Here is a 19,951-nt window from a genome sequence, read left to right on the forward strand (position 1 = left end):
CGATGCGCCATGCGCCCCTGCCGAGATGTCCATGCCCGACTCGATCCACCCCGTCATCCGCGCCTTCGAGGCAGTGTTCAACCTGTCCGGTGGCGTCGAGCGCATTACTGCGCTGACCATCACCTGCCGGCACTGCGCCGAAACCACTTCGGCCAGCGAACACAGCCTGCTGCAGCTGCCGGGGGGCGCCCTGTTCCGCTGCGAACGCTGCGGTTGCCACCAGCAGGTCAGCCATGCACGGGTGGCCGATTGGCAGCTCCCCACGCTGCTGGGTGTATGAGCATGTGATGTGCCGATGCCGCGCGTGCCTGTGCAGGACGCGCTGACATGCACTCGGCTATGCTGCCGCACCTTTCCGCGTCGACGGCCATGCATCCTTTTCCCCTCTCCGTGTCCGCACCCGACCAGCTGGCCTACCGGCTGCTGCAGGACAGCGATTGGGCCCGTTCCGCCGCCGCCGCGAGTGCGCCTCCCGAACTGCGCACCCTGCTGGCGATGATCCTCGACTCTCCCGAGCCGCTGTGGATCGCGTGGGGCCATGAAGAAAAAGCGTTCTTCTTCAACGACGCCTATCTGCCGATGCTGGGTGACAAGCTGCACGGCGCGATGGGCAACCGCCTGCAGACCGTCTGGGCAGACGTCTGGCAGGACGTGTCGCAGGCCATTGATGATGCGTTTGCCGGCACCCATCGCAGCTTCAACAACCTGCCACTGATGATGGACCGCGACGGTACGCTGCGGGAAACGTTCTGGACGTTCTCCTATTCACCGCTGCGCATGGGCAGCGGCGCGGTGGTCGGCATCTTCTGCGTGGTCAGTGAACAGACCGAGCGGGTGATCGAGCGCGACATGCACAGCCGCCAGGTTGCCGCCATCACCGAACAGGCACGCGAGGCGCACCTGGAGCTGGTACGCGCACGCGAGCAACTGCGGCAGTCGCAGAAGCTGGAGGCCATCGGCCAGCTCACCGGCGGCGTCGCCCACGATTTCAACAACCTGCTGCAGGTCATCACCGGCTCGGTGGACATGCTGCTGCATACCTGGCCTGGCGACGATCCGCGCCTGCGTTACGTCCAGGCCATCGGCAGCGCCTCGGACCGGGCAACCCGGCTCACCGCGCAGCTGCTGGCATTCTCGCGCCGCCAGAGCCTGTCACCGGAAGTCTTCGATCTCTGCGAGAGCGTGCAGGCTCTGTCGGACATCATCAGCACCGTGCTCGGTGCGCGCATCACGATGTCGGCGAACCTGCCCGGCACACCGCTGCCGGTACTGCTGGACCGCACGCAGCTGGACACCGCCCTGATCAACATCGCGGTCAATGCACGCGATGCGATCGACGGCCAGGGCAGCGTGATGATCGATGTTGAACAGGTCACCGCGGTGCCATCGATCCGCTTCGCCGCGCCGATGAAGGGCGCGTTCGCCGCCATCAGCGTGACCGACAGCGGTGCAGGCATCGATCCGGCGATCGTCGATCGCATTTTCGAACCGTTCTTCACCACCAAGGGCGTGGGCGCCGGCACCGGCCTCGGGCTCAGCCAGGTGTTCGGCTTCGTAAAGCAGTCGGAAGGCGAGGTGGATGTGAAAAGCGAGGCGGGTGTCGGCACGCGCTTCACGCTCTACCTTCCGTTGGCACAGGAGGGCGCCAGCATCGTCCGTGCGCAGCCGCAGCCGGGCCTGGTCCACGGTCACGGACTGTGCGTGCTTGTGGTGGAAGACAACGTCGATGTGGCCGAGTTCGCGGTGGGTGCACTGCGCGAACTTGACTACAACGTGGTGCTGGCACGCAACGCGGACGAAGCGCTGGCGGCGCTGGAACAGGACGCTGCGCGCTTCCACGTGATGTTCAGCGACGTGGTCATGCCCGGCACCAACGGGCTGGACCTGGCGCGTAACGTCCGCAGCCAGTTTCCGGATCTGCCGATCATCCTGACCAGCGGCTACAGCGAACTGCTGGCACGCGACCCGGGGCATGGCTTCACCCTGCTGCGCAAGCCCTATTCGCTCAAGCAGCTGGCCGCGGTGATGACCGAGACGGGGCGACAACGTTCGCCAGTGCCGGTACGGGTGTAGCGGTTTCTGCGCCGAGCCACCGCCGACTATCGCGCACTTGTTACACCATAACAAGTGCGCTTGGGTAGATTGCGCGCCATGACGACAACGCGATGCACCCGGCCTGTCAGGAATCACCGCACCTCAAGGACCTGCCGCCCGACGTCGCCGCTCGCGAAAGCCGCTGCAACAAGGGCATGGAGGTCTGGTCGAGCGAGCGCAAGGGCAGCGACAAGCCGCTGGACCTGAGCGGCAAGAAAAAGGAACTCTGAACACCGTCGGCGCAGCCCTCGCCGGCTGCGCCGCAACCGCACTGATCAGGCCGGCCCCCGCGCACCGAACCCGCGCTGCACTGCCTCGGCCAGCCCGGTCGCATCGCCGCCGGCATCGCAGGCCCAGGCCACGATGCCATCGGGCCGGACCAGCACCGCGCCCAGACCCAGTGTGTCGTGCACCGGCGAAGCGATGCAGCTTAGGCGATGCCAATCGCGGTCAATGGCCTCGCACAGCGCCGAATCAGTGTCGAACACCAGCAGCACGCCGCCACCGGCGCGCAGCCGCTCGCCCATGCGACGGCCATCGTCCCACTGGAAGTCAGGCGCACTGCGGCCAACCAGCGGATGCCCTTCGCCCAGATCCAGCCGCTGCCCGATGCCCCAGACCCGCTCGGCCAGATAGGTCGCGCCATCGCGGGTGTCGGCCAGATCGGCCATCACCGCCGCCAATGCGCGTGACCCGGCGCCGGGTCGCATCAACGCCACCTGCGCGCGCGACCAGTCCAGCACCTTCGCGCCGATCGGATGCCGCTCGGCCTGATAGCTGTCCAGCAGGGCCTCGCCGGCGACACCACGCACCACCGCCGCCAGCTTCCAGCCCAGGTTCATTGCATCGCCGATGCCCAGGTTCAACCCCTGCCCACCCAACGGTGAATGCATGTGTGCGGCATCACCGGCCAGCAGCACGCGACCGTTGCGGTAGGCGCTGGCCTGGCGCGCGGCGTCGGTCCAGGTGGTGGCCAGGTGCAGCGCGGTGATCGTTGCATTGCGACCGGACACGCGCCGCAGCAGCGCTTGCGCCGACGGCAGGTCAAGCGGCGTGCGATGGCCAGCGCCGCCGTCGAAATCAGCCAGCGCCAGCACGCCGGGCGGGTTGAAATTGCACATGCCGTGCGCGGTGTACTGGCGGCCCGGCGTGAGCACCGAAGGATCTTCCAGTTCGACGAGCAGGGAGTGGCCGGTGAACTCCGGATCGGTTCCTTCGAAGCTGAAACCCGATTGCTTGCGCACCGTGCTGCGGGCGCCATCGCAGCCGACCAGCCAACGGCCGTGGACGGTGCCGTGTGCGGTCGTCTGCACAGCGACCTGATCCTCCACCACCTGCACCGCCTGTACCACGCAGCCGCGATCAATGTGCACGCCCAGCCCGACTGCGCGCTCGGTCAATACCGCTTCCAGCGCCTGCAGCTCGATCGCCATCTGCGTGCCGACCGGCGTGGGCAGCCGCCAGTTCCAGCGCCCGCTGTCCACGTTGTCCAGCGCGAACGGAATGCCGGCGAAGTGGCCGCCCAACGGCCGTGGCTGCGCCAGCCAGTGCGCCGTGCCGGGCGGGGGCGCGCCCTTGCCTGGCTTCAGCACCTGGGTCGCGGCAACCGCATCCAGCAGGCCGCGCCGGTCCAACGCCTCCAGGGTGGGGGCGTTCAAGCCGCGCAGGCCAAATGGCAGGCGCTTCAAGGGGGATTCGGCGGACTCGGCCTGTTCCAGCACCCGTACCGAACAGCCCGCCTGGGCCAGTTCGCAGGACAGGAACAGGCCAACCGGGCCCGCACCGGCGATGACGACGTCGTACAGCATTGGGACTTCCTCGTGAGCACCGGGCCGGCGCTCTGGCCATCAGAATGTTACACTCGGTGTACGCTTCTACCAGTGAACCTCCGATGACCCCACCCCCGGGCCGCCGCGAGCAGCGCAAGGCCGAGACCCGACAAGCGATTTCAGACGTCGCCACCGAGCTGATCATCCGGCGCGGCTTCGAGGCGGTGTCGATGTCCGAGATCGCCGAGGCCGCCGGGGTCTCGCGCAAGACGGTCTTCAACTACTTCGCCAGCAAGGAAGACCTGGTCTTCGACCGCGACGAGGAAGCGCGCGCATTGCTGCGCGAGGGCATGCTGGCCCGCAACGACATGGCCCCGCTGGGCGCCTTCCAGTCGCTGGTACGGCAACTGCTGGACAGCGGTCATCCGCTGCTGCGGATCAACGCCGGCGCAGCGGCGTTCTGGGCGACCGTGGCCGCCAGTCCCGTGCTTGTCGCGCACGCGCGCAGGCTGCAGGCGCAACTGAGCGACGACCTGGCGCAGCTGATGGCCGATGCTGCCGGCCGGCCCGCCAGCGATGCCGAGGCGAGGCTGGGCGCGGGCATGTTGATGGCGTCGATGGTGGCGGCCTACGAAAAGGGCCTGGCCAGCCAGCAGCACGGTGAAGACCCACGCGAGGCCATGCTGCAGCTGATCGTGCGTGGTGCCACCGGGGTGCTGGTGGCCCTGGCAGGCACGCCATATACAGACCCGGCGCTGCGTCCATAGCGCATTCGGGGGATAGGTCACGAAGTATTGCAAATGCTAATCTTTCTCATTTGTAGCCACCCCACTTCGCCCTCATGCCCCTTTCCACTCCTCTGTCGCGCACCCTGTGCCTTGCGCTGGGCCTTTCCCTGACCTTCCCCGCGCTGGCCGACGAGACCCCGGTAGACGCACCCAGGGACCTGGACAGGGTCGAAGTCCGCGGCCGTGCGCAGACCCTCTACCGCGCCACCGATGCCGCCGTCGGCACCCGCACCGACACCCCGCTGGAGCGGGTCCCGCAGTCGATCCAGGTGATCCCGCGCGAGCTGATCGACGACCAGGCCGCGCGCCAGGTGACCGACCTGTACCGCAGCATCAGCGGCATCAGCTTCTTCAGCTATGCCGGCGTGACCCTGCGCGGTTTCCGCCAGGAGAACGTGCTGTACGACGGCCTGCGCGGCGATCCCTATGCAGGCTTCTCGGTGCCGCAGCTGTTCAACATCGAGCGCGTGGAGGTATTGAAGGGGCCTGCCGGTGCGCTGTACGGCGGCGGCGATGCCGGCGGCGTCATCAACTATGTGACGCGCAAGCCGAAGGCCCACGCCGAGCGCCGCATCGAGCTGCAGGTGGGCGACAAGGATTTCCGTGCGGGTTCGATCGAAGGCAGCGGACCGTTGAATGCCACCGGCAGCGTTCGCTATCGCGCAGGCCTGTATGCCGACAGCGAACAGGGCGTGCGCTGGAACGCCGACAGCGAAAGCGTGATCGGCGATGCGTCGTTGGCCTTCGATGTCGGCCAGACCGGCGAACTGGTGCTGCAGTTCACCGACATCACCCAGAATCTGGGCGGCAACCGCCTGCGCGGTGTACCGGTGAACGATGCCGGGACCTTCCTGACCGACCGCCGCTGGAACCACAACGAGGCCAGCGACTTCCTCGACATGCGCGCCAGGGTGGCATTGGTGCAGTACCGTTTCGCGCCGCGCGACACCCTTGATGTGGACGTTGCCGCACGCTGGTTCAGCAACAACGAGCACCAGATGTACCACGAGCCGATGGGGCTGATCGACCGTGACCGCGACGGCGTGGCCGAGTGGATGACACGCCAGCTGCGCAACCAGATCCGTGACAACGAGGCGTTCACCGCCAGCGCGAATGCGGTCTGGCGGATCAGCACCGGGCGCATCGAACACAAGGTGTTGTTCGGTGCCGATGTGTACCAGCTCGACGCCGACTTCACCGCGCAGACCGCCAACAGCGCCGACCTGGCACGCGGCGCCGGCCCGGTGCGCGGCATCGATCTGTTCAACCCGGTCTATGGCGCCAGCACCTGGCATGACTACAACCTGGCCGCCCTGCCCTGGCGCAGCACCTCCACGCGCAGCAAGCGCTACGGTGGCTATCTGCAGGATGAGTTGGCGCTGGGCCCGCGCTGGCACGTGCTGGCCGGGCTGCGCTGGGATGGCTTCAAGGATGAGGACCGCCTGGGTGGCAGCAGCGTGGAAGGCAACGATCTCAGCTGGCGGCTGGGCAGCACCTTCAGCGTGCGCGAGGGGCTGAACGTATACGCCAACGTGGCCAGTGGCTTCGTGCCGCAGAGTGCGGCCAACCAGAACCCGGCCGCAGGCGGCCCGTTCGACGCCGAGCGCAGCAGGCAGTGGGAGGTTGGCCTGAAATCCCTGCTGGCCAATCGCGTGACCTTGAACATGGCGGCATACCGCATCGACCGCAGCAACATCGTGCAGGCCACCGGCGAGGTGATCGGCGGGGTGAACCGGCTGGCCGCACTGGGCCTGGTGCGCAGCACCGGCATGGAACTGGACCTGCTGGCCGACATCACCGAGCGCTGGGTGCTGAATCTGACCTATGCCTACAACGACGCGCGGGTGAAGGATGCCGGTCCAGGCGGCATCACCAATGCCTCGGGCGACCGCTTCGCCAACGCACCACGCAACAAAGTGGGGCTGTGGACGCGCTATGACCTGCCCTCGATCAACTCAGCGATTGGCTTCGGGGTGGATCATGTAGGAGAACGTGTCAGCCTCGACGGGCAGACGGTGAAGGCCTACACCGTGTTCGATGTGAGCTGGAAGACCACGTGGAAGCAGTGGCAGTTCCAGGCCAACGTCAAGAACCTGTTCGACAAGGTGTACGCCGCCAGCGGCTTCATCGAGCGCAACGGGCACTTCCCGGGTGAACCGCGGCGGGTGTATGTGCAGGCGGCCTACAGCTTCTGAGGCCGTGCTGCAGGGAGCAGCGGGGGAAGTGGCAACCCACCTCCCCTGCCAGCGTCAGTGCGAGCAGGACACCAGCATCGAGCGGGTGACCATCTGGGTGGAAGTGAAACCGTTCCTGTTGCCCACCGCGATGGCGTTTCCTTCATCGCCATCCTTGCTGAAGACCACATAGCCCCCCGGGCACATCTGCCCGGCCTTCTCGTAGCAGCCACTCCAGGAACTGGAGCCGCTGCAGTCGATGGACACGCCACGGCGACCATCGGGGGTGACGGTCATCCTGGCGGTGGTACAGCCGGCCAGCGCGGCAACGAACAACAGCGGAACGAACAACTTCATGGGCACTCCAGGGTTGGGGATCAGCAGACGGGCGCCAAGGCTGGAGTGCCCGGATTGCGCCAACCTTGCGCCAGATGGCCGCACCGCTGCGGGGTTCACCCTGCGTTGGCACGCCATGTTCACGCAATGTTCCTGTAATACGGTGCCGGCGCCTGCCGAAGTCCCCCGCGCCCCTTCCCGTCCGATTCCCGCCGATGCACATCCTGCTGATCGAAGACGAAGCCGAACTGGCTGCCACCCTGAAGTCCGCCCTGCAGCGCGAGCGCTACGTGGTGGACCTGGCCAACACGCTGGCACTGGCCCGCGAAGCGGCGCTTTCCGGGTCGCACGATCTGGTACTGCTGGACCGCACCCTGCCCGATGGCGACGGGCTGGGCCTGATTCCGGTGCTGCGCGGGCACAACCCCGGGGTACCGATCATCGTGCTCAGCGCGCTGGGACAGTTGCCGGACCGCATCGCCGGCCTGGATGAGGGAGCCGATGACTATCTGGCCAAGCCCTTCGCGCTGGAGGAACTGTTCGCGCGGATCCGGGCAGCCGGGCGCCGGCCGGGCGGCATGCAGGTAGACCCGGTAAGCATCGGCCGGCTGCTGTTCGACCCCGCCTCGGGCGAGGCCACGGTAGGTGGGCAGCGACTGGAGCTTCCGCGCCGCGAGATCCGGGTGCTGGCCGCCCTCGCCCGCCGGCTGGGCCGCACCGTGCTGCGCGAGTCCATCGAAATGGCGGTGTACGGCTTCGACGACGGCATCCATTCCAACACGCTCGACTCGCATGTCTCACGCCTGCGGCGCAAGCTGGCCGACGCCGATGCCGGGGTGGAAATCCATGCCATCCGCGGTGTCGGCTATCTGATGCGGGAAACGAAGTAATGGCGCGACGCACCTCCCTGAAGCGCCCGCTGATCGTCAAAACGCTGATCTACCAGCTGCTTGCGTTGCTGGTGGCGTTCTTTGCGTTGCTGATGGTACTGGTGCGTGCCGACAGCGGCGGCTACTACACCATCCAGACCTTTGCCCCGGTGGCCGCAGAGGCCGTTCACCGCGACAGCACAGGCGAACTGTATGTGGAGCACACGCCTGAGCTGTCCGAGCTGCTGAAGATCGTCCCCGGTGCGTGGTTCATCGCCGAGGATGAACATGGCCACCATGTGACCTTCGGCCATGTTCCACCTGCCTACGCATCGCTGGTGGGCGCCCTCGACGGCATTCCCTATGGCGACCTCCGCGGCCGCGACCGCAGCGATGGCCTTGCGGTGGCGATACGCCAGCACAGTGGCCCGGCCGGCAAGCTGACCATCATGGCCCATGGCGAAACCGATTCGCTGACCTGGCAGATGGCGCTGGCCGCACACATCATCACCCTGCCGATCTTCCTGCTGCTGGGCGTGGTTACCCTCATCCTGACCCCGATCATCGTCCGTCGCGCCCTGGCCGGTGTGGAACGCATCGCACAGGAGGCCCGCAACATGTCCGCCAGCCGTCGCGGCATCCGCCTGACCGAGACCGCCGTACCAGTGGAGATTGCTCCACTGGTGACGGCGGTGAACGAAGCGCTGGACCGCCTGGACGAGGGACACGAGCGGCAGCGTCGCTTCATCGCCGCCGCCGCCCATGAGCTGCGTACGCCGATCGCGATCCTGCGGGTCAAGATCGATGCCACCGACGACGCCACGTCCCGCAGCCTGGCCGTGGAAGTCGCGCGGCTGGCGACGCTGGCCGAGCAACTGCTGGACCTGCACCGCATGGAAGAAGATGGACCGAAGGACTCGCTCAACCTGGCCCGCGTGGCCAAGCGGGTCGTGGCCGATCTGGCGCCGCTGTTGATCCAGTCCGACAAGACGGTCGCCGTCGCGGTGGAACCGAACTTCCCGGTGCTGGGCGAGGCCGGCGCGGTGGAGCGCGTGCTTTCCAATCTGGTATTGAATGCGGCCGAGCATGGCGGGCGCCATATCATCGTGCGCGTGCAGGGCAGCTGCCTGGAAGTGGAGGACGACGGCCCCGGCATTCCGGTCGACCAGCGCGAGCGCGTGTTCGAGCCCTTCCAGCGCCTGCGCCCACGGCAGACCGGCGCCGGGCTGGGATTGAATCTGGTGCGGCAGGTGATCGACCGGCATGGCGGCCGCGTCACGATTCTGGATGCACCCAGCGGCGGCGCATTGATCCGCGTCGAGTTCCCGCTGCATCCGGGCGTCAGCAGCGAGCCGCCACCGGAGCGCTGAGCGCAGGGTACCTGCGGGGCTGACTGCCCGCTGTCCGCGCGTGGCGACCGGAGCCGATGCGCAAGGTTGCGGCAATGTCCGCCGCACAGCATCTGCAGGCGCGGCATTGCTCATGATGCCGCGTCCGGGTCTGACAGGAAGCCTGCATGTGACACAGGGAGCGCATCCCCCTTCGTCTTCCACGCGTACTCCGCCCCCCGGTTGTGCGTCCAGTCTGACTGCGGCAGCGTGGAATCACCGCACGCGAACGTGGCGCAGGCGTGGAGGGAAGCACTGGCCGGACTGGCTGCGGACGCCCGCCGAACCGGAGCGGGTGGACGCCCTGATACGCCTGGCCAGCGCACTGTTCCTGCTGCTGCCGGGCATGGCACTGGTGGCTGCAACATTCCGCCATGCGCCGGGAACAGCCGCCGCCATCGTGCTGTTCGTCACCCTGCATGCGGGGCTGCACATGCTGGCAGTGTGGCGCGAGGCAGCATCCCGACCTGTTCCCTCGATCCCCCGGGCGCTGGACGCGCGTGCCGCCGGCATGATGCTGGCCGTTACCTTGCCGGTCTTCGCGATCAGTGCCACAGGCCCGAGGCCCGTCATCACGTCAGCCTGGCTGCTGGCCGGCGCGATATGCCAGCTCTGCAGCCTGCGCCGCGTGTCGCAACGCCTGCGCCACGTCCTGCTGGCTATCTGCAGCGTGCTGCAGTTCATTGCGGTAGCCCTGCTCGCACTCGGTACGGTACACGGATAGGCCCGCACCGCCGCAAGGTTCACGCAATCCAGCACATCGAGACTCGACGACCATCCACGCCCGCCGGCGTGCATCCCATCTGTCGCGAGGACCCACGATGCCCTGTCTTTTCTGGATGCTGAGCCGATGAGCGCCGTACCGCGCAAGCGTCGCCGCGTGCTCATCATTGCCGCCGTACTGCTCTGCACCGCGCTGCTCCTGTTCGCCTGGCTGCGACCCGCGCCACCGCCTCGCCTGGAGGTGGCGCCGGTCACCCGTGGCAACATCGAACAGGTGGTGGAAGCCACCGGCACGCTGAAGCCCTCGCGGCTGGTGAGCGTGGGCGCTCAGGTCTCCGGCCGCATCGAAACCCTGCATGTGAAGCTGGGCGACAAGGTAAAGGCCGGTGACCTCATCGCCGAGATCGACTCGCGCACCCAGCGCAATGCGCTGCAGAGCGCGCAGGCCGCCCAGCGCAGCGCCCGCGCGAACCGCGATGCCCTGGCCACCGACCTGCGCCAGTACCAGCTGACCCTTCAACGCCAGCAGGCACTGGTTTCAAGGCAACTGGTCGCACGCGCCGACTACGATGCGGCAAAGGCCAAGGTCAATGCCACGCGGGAGCAGATCGCCGCACTCGATGGCGAAGTGGTGCAGCGGCAGACCGATGTGGATGTAGCGCAGACGAACCTGGGCTACACGCGCATCACCGCGCCCACCGATGGCACCGTGCTGGCCGTGGTCGCGCGGCAGGGCCAGACCGTCAATGCGGTACAGAGCGCACCGACCATCGTGATGCTCGGCAACCAGGACGTGATGACCGTCTACGCCGAAATCTCCGAGGCCGACGTGGTGCACACCGCATTGGGACAGGAGGCGTTCTTCACCATCCTGGGCGACAGCGGCCGACGCTACAGCAGCACGCTGCGCGACATCGCGCCGGCACCGGAGTCGATCACCAACGAAGACACCTCCGGCTTCAGTCCGGCAGGGGCGTCGGCGGGTGCCAGCCGCACCGCCATGTACTACCACGGCCAGTTCGACGTGGACAACGCCGATGGCCGCCTGCGCAGCTACATGACCGCGCAGGTGCGCATCGTGCTGGGGCGTGCCAAGGGCGTGCTGACCATTCCCTCGGCCGCGCTGGGGGCACGCGCCACCGATGGCAGCTACAGCGTGCAGGTCCGCGGCGCGGATGGCCACCCTGCCCTGCGGCGCATCACCACCGGGTTGGACGACCAGATCAACGTGGAAGTGCGCAGTGGCCTGCAGGAAGGCGAGCAGGTGGTCCTGGCCCAGGCCGGCGACGACGCCGCCACAGCCGCCGCACAGCCATGACCGGCGCAGAGAAGGACACCCCGCTGCTGCGCGTGCGCGGCATCCGCCGCGAATTCGCCGCCGGCGAACAGACCCTGGTCGTGCTCGATGGCATCGACCTGGACATCCGCGCGGGTGAACTGGTGGCCATCGTCGGCCAGTCCGGCTCGGGCAAGTCCACCCTGATGAACATCCTGGGCTGCCTGGACCGGCCCTCGGCCGGCGCGTATCAGATTGCCGGTCGCGAGACCGCGCAGATGTCGCCGGACGAACTGGCCGAACTGCGTCGCGAGCACTTCGGCTTCATCTTCCAGCGTTACCACCTGCTGACCGACCTGACCGCGTTGGGCAACGTGGAAGTGCCGGCCATCTATGCCGGCCAACCCAGCGCCGACCGCCATGCCCGCGCGCAGTCGCTGTTGCAGCGGCTGGGCCTGGGCGAACGCGTGCAGCACCTGCCCGGCGAGCTGTCCGGCGGGCAGCAGCAGCGCGTATCGATCGCGCGCGCATTGATGAACGGCGGCGCGGTGATCTTCGCCGATGAGCCCACCGGCGCACTGGACACCCAGTCCGGCAAGGAGGTGATGAAGATCCTCGGCGAACTGCATGCCGAAGGCCACACCGTGGTGCTGGTCACCCATGACATGGCCGTGGCCGAGCATGCGCAACGCATCATCGAGATCCGCGACGGGCGCATCGTCGATGATCGCCCTACCGCTGCCGCGACAGCGGCGGCCTCCAGCAACCCAGCCACCCTGCAGGTGCGCAGCGAAGGCAGCGGCTGGCAGGCGCTGCGCGACCGCTTCGGTGAAGCCTTCCGCATGGCCCTGCGCGCGATGAACGCGCACCGCATGCGCACCTTCCTGACCATGCTCGGCATCATCATCGGCATCGCCTCGGTGGTATCGGTGGTCGCCCTGGGCACCGGCGCACGCCAGGCCATCCTGTCCAACATCGCCTCGTTGGGCACCACCACCATCGAGGTCTACCCGGGCTCCGGCTTCGGCGATGTGCACGCCGCACAGGTGGAAACCCTGACACCCGGCGACAGCACGGCACTGGCCGCGCAACCGTTCGTGGACAGCGCCACGCCCGGCGTCGCCAGCAGTGGCACCGCCCAGCGCGGCAACCGCTCGGCCAACGTGCAGATGCAGGGCGTGAGTGAGCAGTATTTCCGCGTGCACGGCCTGAAGCTCGGGCAAGGCCGCTTCTTTGCCCAGCCCGCCGTCGCCGGCTACCAGCAGGTGGTGGTAATCGATGCCAACACGCGTGCACGGTTCTTCGCCGCACAGGAAGACCCGATCGACCAGACCCTGCTGCTGGGCAACGTACCGGTGCGGGTGGTGGGCGTGGTGAAGAAGGAGGCCGGGGCCGTCGGCGATGCCTCGCTGCTGCAGGTCTGGGTGCCCTACACCACCACCATGGCGCGCATGCTGGGGCGGAGCCATGTGTCCAGCATTACCGTGCGCGTGTCCGACACCGTGGGCATGCAGGCGGCGGAGGCCGCCATCGGCCGGCTGCTGGAGCGCCGGCATGGGCGGCGCGACTTCTACATGAGCAACAACGCGCAGATCCGCACGTCGATCGAGCAGACCACCCGCATCCTCACGCTGATGATCAGCTCCATTGCCGCCATCGCGCTGGTGGTGGGCGGCATCGGGGTGATGAACATCATGCTGGTGTCGGTGACCGAACGCACCCGCGAGATCGGCGTGCGCATGGCGGTGGGCGCGCGCCGCAGCGATATCCTGCAGCAGTTCCTGATCGAGTCGGTACTGGTCTGCCTGCTCGGTGGCGTGCTGGGTATCAGCGTGGCGCTGGCGCTGGGGGCCGTGCTGGCACTGGCTGATATCGGCTTCTCGCTGGTGTTCTCGAGCGCCTCGATCCTGGCCGCGTTTGCCTGCAGCAGCCTGATCGGCATTGGTTTCGGCTTCCTGCCGGCACGCCGCGCGGCGCAGCTGGACCCGGTGGAGGCGCTGGTGCGCTGAACAACGCGCATTCCACAAGAGCGACTACAGGTTCGCGCAATGTCCGCGCGCTGTACTGATACGACCAACACAGCCGCACAGGAGCGGAACGATGTTTCAGAAGACAGGACGTACGGCGTTGCTGCTGGGGGCCGCACTGCAGCTGCTGGTGCTGATTCCATACGCGGGCGACGCCCATGCACAGGACCGCGATGGCTACCGCTCCGGCTGGGACCGCGGCTATCACGACCGCCAGCGCGACGAATGGGAGCGCCGCGAGCGCGAACGGGAGCGCGAACGGCGCGATGACGACAAGGCCAAGCGCGTGGTGGTGGGCGTTGTGGGCGCGGCGGTAGTTGCCGGCGTAATCGCTGCGGCGGCCAAGCGCGAGCGCGAGACCCGCGAACGTGCCGACTACTGCATGAACCGCTACGGCAACTACGACCGCCGCAACGACACCTACCGTGGCTCAGATGGCTACAGCTATCCCTGCCGCTGACCTGCCCTGCATTCCAAAGGAACCGACCGCATGAACAAGACGCTACTCATCATCACCCTGTATGCCGCCCCGCTCATTGGCCACGCCGCCAGTGGCGACCCGAAGCAGGCCTATATCGATTCCAGCTTCGCCGTCATGGACAGCAATGGCGATGGCCGCATCGACAAGGCCGAGTATGCGAAGTACCAGCAGGCACGCTTCAGCAAGCAGGCCGACTCCATCGACGCCGCGTTCAAGGAAATGGATGCCGACAAAGACGGAAAGATCAGCAGGAAGGAAGCCGCGGTGGTGCCGGAAATCGAAAAGTATTTCGCGGGGCTGGATACTGATGGCGATGGTTATCTGTCGCTGAAGGAAATGCAGCAGGCCATGGTGGCCGCGCAGACGGCAGACGCCCCGGCGAAGTAGCGCCTTGGTACGGGGTCAGCGCCTGATCGTGCGGCATTGGCGGATACCAGGTTGCATCGTTCTGGTAGGTGCCCACCTTGGTGGGCACGGCTCCGTCACCACGCGCGAGCGCCAGAGCGCCCCGCAGAATGGGCCTCCAGCGGGTAGCGCGCGGCAGTCAGCGCACCTTGTACAGCACCGCCGCACCCGGCCGCGGCTCGAACGCCGGTACCGTCTGCTGGGTGAGCGCGGTGCCCTTGGCATCCCACACCAGCGTCTCCACCGGGTACTCATCCTTGCGGGTCATCTGGTCGATCTTCGCCACGACCACCGTCGCAGCGGCCGGCACTTCCGGATTCCAGCCGAACACACCCACACGGCCGTAGAACACCGCGGGCGCAGAAGCATCCAGCCGGCGGTCCGGGCACATCACCAGCCCACGGTCGAGCATGACGCGCAGTGCACCGACCGGCACCTTCTTCACTGTCGGCGTGGTGCGCTCGCTGCTGTGGCCAGGACAGACATTGGCCGCGCGGGTGACCATGTCTTCGGCTACCTGGCGGTCGGATTGGGCAAAGGCCGCGGCCGGAATCAGGCAGAGGCCGAGCAGTACACGCGTGGACGTCCGGGTCATTGCAGGTTCCTGTGATGGATGCCAAGCGAACTTAGCAATGCCTGCCCGCCGAGTTGCAAAGACCGCGTGAGGCTGCAGCACAGCCCCGCGCAGCCTGCGCCATCACGGAACCAGGCAGCGCTCCACCTGCAGCGACAGCACCTGGCAGGCGTTGAACAGGCCTTCGACCAGCGCTGCGGACGGGCAGCAGGCGGGATCATCACTCTCCCGCGCCACATGCGCGGCGTGCAGCATGGCGGTCAGCGCGGTGATGCCCGAGGCACTGCGGGTGGCCAGGGCCAGATCGAAGGCGCGGCCAGGGCTGAGCCGGGTTTCGGTCCAGGGCTGGCCATCGGCTCGCAGATTCTCACCCTGGCCTTTCAAGTGCGCGAAGAACGCCGACGGCGCGACAGACTCCGCGGATTCGCAGAGCGCCGCCTCAAGCGTTTCGGCGAGGGCGGCGGGAAGATCACGCGCGGCGGCGCCGAGCAGCTGGCGCAGGAGGGGAACGTCGGGAGTACGGTCAGGCATGGCGACAACCTCACGGTGTGGCCACCTGCAGATGCAAGGTGGCGGACGGTGCGGGTTGGCGTGCCGGATACGTACCACTAAAGCCGGCGGATCGAGGGATCCCCACGCACCGTCCGCCATGGACTGGCAGGCGGTGCATTGTCGTGGCTGCAGCGAAGGCTGCAAGCGCGACCGGTAGTGGTACGTAAGTTCGGGACGCCAATCCCGGCCAGGGCGGGTGCCTTGGCGCGGCGATGATTGGCGTACTCGTTCCTGGATGAGAAGTAGGGAAATGCCGCGCCGACGTGCAGTCGCGGTACTTGCGTCATGTGGTGGCGAGTTATCCATCAAACCCACCAGATGGGGCGGGAATGTTTGCCCGCAGAGGACTGGCGCCGTGCATGCAGGCAAGCCGAATGCGACACAGCTGATTCACCTTCCCCCATAAGCAGCTCATATCGGAACAGAGCAGGTGTCGCGTTCGACCCTTGAAGACTCTGCTGATCCGACACCAGAGATCGAACCCGCGCTTCCGATGAACCCGCAATCGCCCATTGCAGTTGGGCTTCGGCGTGCTTGTCGCAAAAGCCACTCGAAGCAACGCCGAACTGCATCGGATTCTCCCGGCCGATCAGCAATGGAAGCGATTCATGGCACGGAACTGGATTGTGATGGGAGACCCGACGTCCAGCGGAGGGCGTGTAATCACTGCGTCGAACCGAACCGACATCGAGGGCATGGGCGTTGCACGCGTGGGCGACAAGGCGACGTGCCCGCACATGCACAAAGGGGTGTTTGCGATTGTCGAAGGTGACAGCACGATCATCCTCGATGGCCAGCCTGTTGCGCTGGACGGATGCGCGCTCTCGTGTGGCTGCAGGGTGATGTCAAGCCAACAGCTCAGGGTGTACGTATCCAATACTGCCACCACAGGCGGGACTGCCAGCCCCAACATGGCCGGTACGCAGCGTACTGAAACGCCGCTGGCCAGCGGCCACCGCCTTCAGTTCGACCAGGCTGTCCGTTTCTCCGGCTCACAGGGCATGCCGTTGCGGGAACTTCCCTACACGCTCCATCTGGCGGACGGCCAGACCTTCTCCGGCATGACCAACGCACTGGGCGAGACGTCACGTGTTTCAACCCGCGAGAGCGTGGCGGTGGTGCGCGCGGAGTTGCGCCCACCCAGCGCCACGAGCGGTTGTTGCGAACGGACCTTGTTGGCCGGGATCGATGATGCAGCGGTTTTTGATGTCGATGGTGTGATTACCACCTCTGACACCATGGGCACATCGATCGTACCGGTGCAGGTGCCAAGCCATGAACGCGGCTTGACACAAGGCGAGATCGAGATGTCACGATTGGTGTTCGGCGATGCGATTGACTACAGCCTGGTTAGGATTCACAACCATGGCTATTGGATGCTGTTTGGGATGCAGCCAGAGGACACTGTGGTTGCGCCCAATGGCGAGATCTATTTTCCCGACTTAATATACAGCGATGACTTCTTGCGTGAGGACCTTGAGCTCCAACATCTCTTCATCCATGAAATGACACATGTCTGGCAGCATCAGCTTGGCTACAACGTGAAGCTGACAAGGGGACCGCGACCAAACATGAGTTACAACTATGCGCTTGATGAAGTGCGCCTGCTTCACGATTACAACATGGAAGCGCAGGGCGACATCCTCGCGGACTATGTCCTCGCTGCATTCCGTGATTCACAACGACTGCAGAACGATACGCCCCATCAGACCGTGCACGACAACCTTGCCCGGCTGGAGCGCACTCTCTCGCGGTTCCTTGCATCAAAAGGCGACAAGAACAACCTTCCGAGGACGACACGATGATCAGGCCGTCATGGCTTCTCTGCGCGTTGGCAGTACCTCTCCTCGCCAGCTGCTCACCACCACCCGGCCGCTACCAGGAGGCCACGGTCAGCACCTCCGACGGCAGACTGTGCTTTGGCGTTCCTGACACGCGTGAGACGCGATCGGGTCCGCCTGAAATTGTCGCCATCGGAGTAAGCGCGGTTGGGCAAAGCCTATACCCAATGTGGAAACGCATTTTCATGGAAGAGAAAAGGCCCAAGCGCACTCTCCCTCCGGACCAGTGCATACCCTACGCTTCCGGTCCGGCGCCAGCTCCACCATTACAGGTAGGAACGTACTACCAGGTACTCCTTTTCGGGACTACACCAGGCGGCCCAGATAATGGTGGCGCTGGAGAGAAGCGCGTGTTCATCGCCTGCTTCCACCTTCATCAAGCCGCAGACGGGTCTGAACTGAAGCCCGTAGTACTGAACTGCTACAAGGCACGCAGATCTGCGGCGCCCCCTGCATGAGCGCACGACCAATGGTTCGCGTGGTGAAGTGCGGGGCCACATGAGCCGGTGTGGCTGAATGCCTTCTTGGCGACAAGTGCCCCCTCCAAGGACGACACGATGATCAGACAGTCTTGGCCATTCTGGACGTTGCTGCTTCCCCTCGTTGCCAGCTGCTCACCACCGCCCGGCCGGTACCAGAAGGCCACGGTCAGCACGTCTGACGGCAGGCTGTGCTTTGGTGTTCCTGACACGCGCGAGAATCGAGCCGAGCCGCCTGAGATCGACTCCATCGGAGTGAGCGCTGCTGGGCAAGGACTCTACCCAATGTGGGAACGGGTCTTCATGGACGAGCACATTCCCGAACCTTCGCTCCCACCTGACCAGTGCATACCCTACGCCTCCGGCCCCAACCCTGCCCCACCATTACAGGTGGGCGCGTACTACCAGGTGGTGCTCTCTGGGTATACGCCAGACAACCTGGACGATGGAACTGCGGGAAAGATGCGTGTATTCAGAGCCTGCTTTCACCTGCGTCAATCCGCCGATGGCCGCGAGTTGAAGCCTGTCGTGGTGACCTGCGGGGATGTGCCCCAATCTTCGCTGCCTCCCTCATGAGCGGAGGACTAATGGTTCGCGTGGCGCAGAGCGCGATCACATGAACCGCTGCGGCAGGAGGCTCACCGCACTTCCGGCATCACCGGCTCCCAGCCTTCAACTGTCCCCGCGCGTACTCTGGTACCCGCGATAGGTTTCGCCCCACTCGCGCATCGCCAGCAGCACCGGCACCAGCGTGCGCCCGAATTCGGAAAGTTCGTATTCCACCTTGGGCGGCACTTCGGCATAGACGTGGCGGATCACCACCCCATCGGCCTCCAGTTCGCGCAACTGGCTGGTCAGCATGGATTGCGTGGCGTTGGGTACCCGCCGCGTCAATTCCATGAAACGCCGCTTGCCAGTCATCAAGTGGAAAAGAATGATCGGCTTCCACACGCCGCCCATCACCGACAGCGTGACTTCCACGGCGCACCCGCTCTTGCCATCCCAACGCCTGCTACGCATGCATACTCCGGAAAACCATAGTACCTTCGAAAAACCATCGTTCTTGTTGCAATAACGGTGCGAGCCTAGCATGGAGCCATCCCCTGAACGCGAGGCCCCACCATGAGTTTCAAGGCGCTGCTGACCCGCAAGACCGACGATGGAGTTTCCACCGAACTTGTCGATTTCGATGAAGCCAACCTGATGGATGGCGACGTCCTGGTGCAGGTTGAATATTCGACGCTCAATTACAAGGACGCGCTGGCGCTGACCCATTCGCGCCCGGTCATGCGCACGTATCCGCTCATTCCCGGCATCGACTTGGCGGGCGTGGTACTGGAATCCAGCAATGCCGGTTTCAAAACCGGTGATCGCGTGGTGCTCAATGGCTGGGACCTGAGCATGGGCCACCACGGCGGCCTCGCCCAGCGCGCCCGCGTGCGGGGTGAGTGGCTGAACGCGATTCCCGGCAACCTGACCACCCGCGATGCCATGGCCATCGGCACCGCCGGCTATACCGCCATGCTGTGCGTGCTGGCACTGGAAGACGCGGGCGTGACCCCGGAAAAGGGCGACGTGCTGGTGACCGGTGCCAACGGCGGCGTGGGCTCGATTGCGGTGGCGATCCTTTCCAGGCTGGGCTATCGCGTAGTGGCCGCCACCGGCCGCCCGGAACACGCCGAGTATCTGCACAGCCTCGGTGCAGCGGAGATCATCGACCGCGCGCAGTTCTCCGAGCCGCGTGACAGGCCGGTCAGCAACGAACGCTGGGCCGGCGTGGTGGACGTGGCCGGTGGACCGACGCTGGTCAACGCGATTGCAGAGACCAAGTACCGTGGCGCCGTGGCAGCGTGTGGCCTCGCACAGAGTGATGCGCTGCACGGATCGGTCATTCCCTTCATCCTGCGCAACGTGACCCTTGCCGGCGTCGACTCGGTGAATGCCCCGCAAGACGTGCGCCAGCGTGCATGGGACCGCCTCGCCACCGACCTGGACCCGCAGAAGCTGGAAAGCACCGTGCAGCAGATCGGGCTTGCCGAGGTACTGGAGGTCTACGAGCAGATCATCCCAGGCAAGGTGCGCGGGCGCATTGTCGTTGATGTGAACGCGTGACATGCCATCAGCCAGCGCGACAGATGCGCTGGCGCCACATGCGACACCAAGGCCCCTTATCAT

The 19,951-nt window shown here is 65.9% G+C and carries 18 protein-coding genes and 1 pseudogene; 14 read left to right on the forward strand and 5 right to left on the reverse strand.

What is annotated here, in order from left to right:
* Positions 1-31 precede the first annotated feature (31 nt).
* The 3 genes and pseudogenes from AC5P7U_RS09525 to AC5P7U_RS09535 all read left to right on the forward strand — a co-directional run.
* Entirely contained in the window at positions 32-280 is a 249-nt protein-coding gene (locus tag AC5P7U_RS09525) for a hypothetical protein (RefSeq protein ID WP_049458780.1), read from the forward strand.
* 89 nt (positions 281-369) lie between these two features.
* Entirely contained in the window at positions 370-2,073 is a 1,704-nt protein-coding gene (locus tag AC5P7U_RS09530; protein ID WP_197563662.1) for an ATP-binding protein, read from the forward strand.
* 71 nt (positions 2,074-2,144) lie between these two features.
* Positions 2,145-2,324: pseudogene (locus AC5P7U_RS09535) on the forward strand (hypothetical protein); the annotation flags it as partial.
* Positions 2,325-2,369: 45 nt separating this feature from the next.
* Here the strand turns inward: AC5P7U_RS09535 and AC5P7U_RS09540 are convergent.
* A complete protein-coding gene (locus AC5P7U_RS09540; RefSeq protein ID WP_414554699.1) occupies positions 2,370-3,902 on the reverse strand; it encodes an FAD-dependent monooxygenase in 1,533 nt (510 codons plus the stop codon).
* 83 nt (positions 3,903-3,985) lie between these two features.
* Between AC5P7U_RS09540 and AC5P7U_RS09545 the strand changes: the two genes are divergently transcribed.
* A complete protein-coding gene (locus AC5P7U_RS09545; RefSeq protein ID WP_006452197.1) occupies positions 3,986-4,630 on the forward strand; it encodes a TetR/AcrR family transcriptional regulator in 645 nt (214 codons plus the stop codon).
* A gap of 74 nt (positions 4,631-4,704) precedes the next feature.
* Entirely contained in the window at positions 4,705-6,846 is a 2,142-nt protein-coding gene (locus AC5P7U_RS09550; RefSeq protein WP_414554698.1) for a TonB-dependent siderophore receptor, read from the forward strand.
* A gap of 54 nt (positions 6,847-6,900) precedes the next feature.
* Here the strand turns inward: AC5P7U_RS09550 and AC5P7U_RS09555 are convergent, their stop codons facing one another.
* Positions 6,901-7,182, reverse strand: coding sequence for a hypothetical protein (locus tag AC5P7U_RS09555; protein WP_006452199.1), 282 nt, complete (start codon positions 7,180-7,182; stop codon positions 6,901-6,903).
* A gap of 194 nt (positions 7,183-7,376) precedes the next feature.
* Between AC5P7U_RS09555 and AC5P7U_RS09560 the strand changes: the two genes are divergently transcribed.
* From AC5P7U_RS09560 to AC5P7U_RS09590, 7 genes are all read left to right on the forward strand, one after another.
* Positions 7,377-8,051, forward strand: a complete 675-nt coding sequence (locus AC5P7U_RS09560; protein ID WP_197563670.1) for a response regulator transcription factor — start codon at positions 7,377-7,379, stop codon at positions 8,049-8,051.
* Positions 8,051-9,400 (forward strand): sensor histidine kinase, encoded by a 1,350-nt coding sequence (locus tag AC5P7U_RS09565; RefSeq protein WP_495221036.1) that lies wholly within the window; start codon positions 8,051-8,053, stop codon positions 9,398-9,400. The genes AC5P7U_RS09560 and AC5P7U_RS09565 overlap by 1 nt, the downstream gene beginning before the upstream one ends.
* Positions 9,401-9,764: 364 nt before the next feature.
* Entirely contained in the window at positions 9,765-10,142 is a 378-nt protein-coding gene (locus AC5P7U_RS09570) for a hypothetical protein (RefSeq protein WP_414554697.1), read from the forward strand.
* Positions 10,143-10,268: 126 nt separating this feature from the next.
* Positions 10,269-11,459 carry an efflux RND transporter periplasmic adaptor subunit gene (locus tag AC5P7U_RS09575; RefSeq protein WP_006452204.1) on the forward strand — a complete coding sequence of 397 codons (1,191 nt, stop codon included), beginning with the start codon at positions 10,269-10,271 and terminating at the stop codon, positions 11,457-11,459.
* Positions 11,456-13,426 carry a MacB family efflux pump subunit gene (locus tag AC5P7U_RS09580; RefSeq protein WP_006452206.1) on the forward strand — a complete coding sequence of 657 codons (1,971 nt, stop codon included), beginning with the start codon at positions 11,456-11,458 and terminating at the stop codon, positions 13,424-13,426. Before AC5P7U_RS09575 ends, AC5P7U_RS09580 begins: the two co-directional genes overlap by 4 nt.
* A 91-nt stretch (positions 13,427-13,517) precedes the next feature.
* Positions 13,518-13,904 (forward strand): hypothetical protein, encoded by a 387-nt coding sequence (locus tag AC5P7U_RS09585; protein WP_006452207.1) that lies wholly within the window; start codon positions 13,518-13,520, stop codon positions 13,902-13,904.
* A 30-nt stretch (positions 13,905-13,934) separates the two neighbouring features.
* The gene (locus tag AC5P7U_RS09590) at positions 13,935-14,312 is read left to right on the forward strand and encodes an EF-hand domain-containing protein (protein ID WP_006452209.1); all 378 of its coding nucleotides are present in this window, start codon (positions 13,935-13,937) and stop codon (positions 14,310-14,312) included.
* A gap of 157 nt (positions 14,313-14,469) precedes the next feature.
* Here AC5P7U_RS09590 and AC5P7U_RS09595 read toward each other — a convergent pair whose 3' ends face one another.
* A complete protein-coding gene (locus AC5P7U_RS09595; RefSeq protein ID WP_006452250.1) occupies positions 14,470-14,925 on the reverse strand; it encodes a hypothetical protein in 456 nt (151 codons plus the stop codon).
* Between the two features lie 102 nt (positions 14,926-15,027).
* Positions 15,028-15,435, reverse strand: coding sequence for a hypothetical protein (locus tag AC5P7U_RS09600; protein ID WP_414554696.1), 408 nt, complete (start codon positions 15,433-15,435; stop codon positions 15,028-15,030).
* Between the two features lie 629 nt (positions 15,436-16,064).
* Here AC5P7U_RS09600 and AC5P7U_RS09605 point away from each other — a divergent pair.
* Positions 16,065-17,261 carry a PAAR domain-containing protein gene (locus AC5P7U_RS09605; protein ID WP_006452251.1) on the forward strand — a complete coding sequence of 399 codons (1,197 nt, stop codon included), beginning with the start codon at positions 16,065-16,067 and terminating at the stop codon, positions 17,259-17,261.
* A 1,187-nt stretch (positions 17,262-18,448) separates the two neighbouring features.
* Here the strand turns inward: AC5P7U_RS09605 and AC5P7U_RS09610 are convergent.
* Positions 18,449-18,796 (reverse strand): winged helix-turn-helix transcriptional regulator, encoded by a 348-nt coding sequence (locus tag AC5P7U_RS09610; RefSeq protein ID WP_006452252.1) that lies wholly within the window; start codon positions 18,794-18,796, stop codon positions 18,449-18,451.
* A 102-nt stretch (positions 18,797-18,898) separates the two neighbouring features.
* On the opposite strand from AC5P7U_RS09610, the gene acuI reads away from it, so the two are divergent.
* Positions 18,899-19,888 carry an acrylyl-CoA reductase (NADPH) gene (acuI, locus tag AC5P7U_RS09615; protein WP_006452253.1) on the forward strand — a complete coding sequence of 330 codons (990 nt, stop codon included), beginning with the start codon at positions 18,899-18,901 and terminating at the stop codon, positions 19,886-19,888.
* Positions 19,889-19,951 lie beyond the last annotated feature (63 nt).

It is taken from the genome of Stenotrophomonas sp. YJH_SMC_57 (genome assembly GCF_059369755.1).

Bases quoted from the DNA above. Each gene is read 5' to 3' on its own strand.
- AC5P7U_RS09525 (WP_049458780.1), top strand. From the start codon at position 32: ATGCCCGACTCGATCCACCCCGTCATCCGCGCCTTCGAGGCAGTGTTC.
- AC5P7U_RS09530 (WP_197563662.1), top strand. From the start codon at position 370: ATGCATCCTTTTCCCCTCTCCGTGTCCGCACCCGACCAGCTGGCCTAC.
- AC5P7U_RS09540 (WP_414554699.1), bottom strand. From the start codon at position 3,902: ATGCTGTACGACGTCGTCATCGCCGGTGCGGGCCCGGTTGGCCTGTTC.
- AC5P7U_RS09545 (WP_006452197.1), top strand. From the start codon at position 3,986: ATGACCCCACCCCCGGGCCGCCGCGAGCAGCGCAAGGCCGAGACCCGA.
- AC5P7U_RS09550 (WP_414554698.1), top strand. From the start codon at position 4,705: ATGCCCCTTTCCACTCCTCTGTCGCGCACCCTGTGCCTTGCGCTGGGC.
- AC5P7U_RS09555 (WP_006452199.1), bottom strand. From the start codon at position 7,182: ATGAAGTTGTTCGTTCCGCTGTTGTTCGTTGCCGCGCTGGCCGGCTGT.
- AC5P7U_RS09560 (WP_197563670.1), top strand. From the start codon at position 7,377: ATGCACATCCTGCTGATCGAAGACGAAGCCGAACTGGCTGCCACCCTG.
- AC5P7U_RS09565 (WP_495221036.1), top strand. From the start codon at position 8,051: ATGGCGCGACGCACCTCCCTGAAGCGCCCGCTGATCGTCAAAACGCTG.
- AC5P7U_RS09570 (WP_414554697.1), top strand. From the start codon at position 9,765: ATGGCACTGGTGGCTGCAACATTCCGCCATGCGCCGGGAACAGCCGCC.
- AC5P7U_RS09575 (WP_006452204.1), top strand. From the start codon at position 10,269: ATGAGCGCCGTACCGCGCAAGCGTCGCCGCGTGCTCATCATTGCCGCC.
- AC5P7U_RS09580 (WP_006452206.1), top strand. From the start codon at position 11,456: ATGACCGGCGCAGAGAAGGACACCCCGCTGCTGCGCGTGCGCGGCATC.
- AC5P7U_RS09585 (WP_006452207.1), top strand. From the start codon at position 13,518: ATGTTTCAGAAGACAGGACGTACGGCGTTGCTGCTGGGGGCCGCACTG.
- AC5P7U_RS09590 (WP_006452209.1), top strand. From the start codon at position 13,935: ATGAACAAGACGCTACTCATCATCACCCTGTATGCCGCCCCGCTCATT.
- AC5P7U_RS09595 (WP_006452250.1), bottom strand. From the start codon at position 14,925: ATGACCCGGACGTCCACGCGTGTACTGCTCGGCCTCTGCCTGATTCCG.
- AC5P7U_RS09600 (WP_414554696.1), bottom strand. From the start codon at position 15,435: ATGCCTGACCGTACTCCCGACGTTCCCCTCCTGCGCCAGCTGCTCGGC.
- AC5P7U_RS09605 (WP_006452251.1), top strand. From the start codon at position 16,065: ATGGCACGGAACTGGATTGTGATGGGAGACCCGACGTCCAGCGGAGGG.
- AC5P7U_RS09610 (WP_006452252.1), bottom strand. From the start codon at position 18,796: ATGCGTAGCAGGCGTTGGGATGGCAAGAGCGGGTGCGCCGTGGAAGTC.
- acuI (WP_006452253.1), top strand. From the start codon at position 18,899: ATGAGTTTCAAGGCGCTGCTGACCCGCAAGACCGACGATGGAGTTTCC.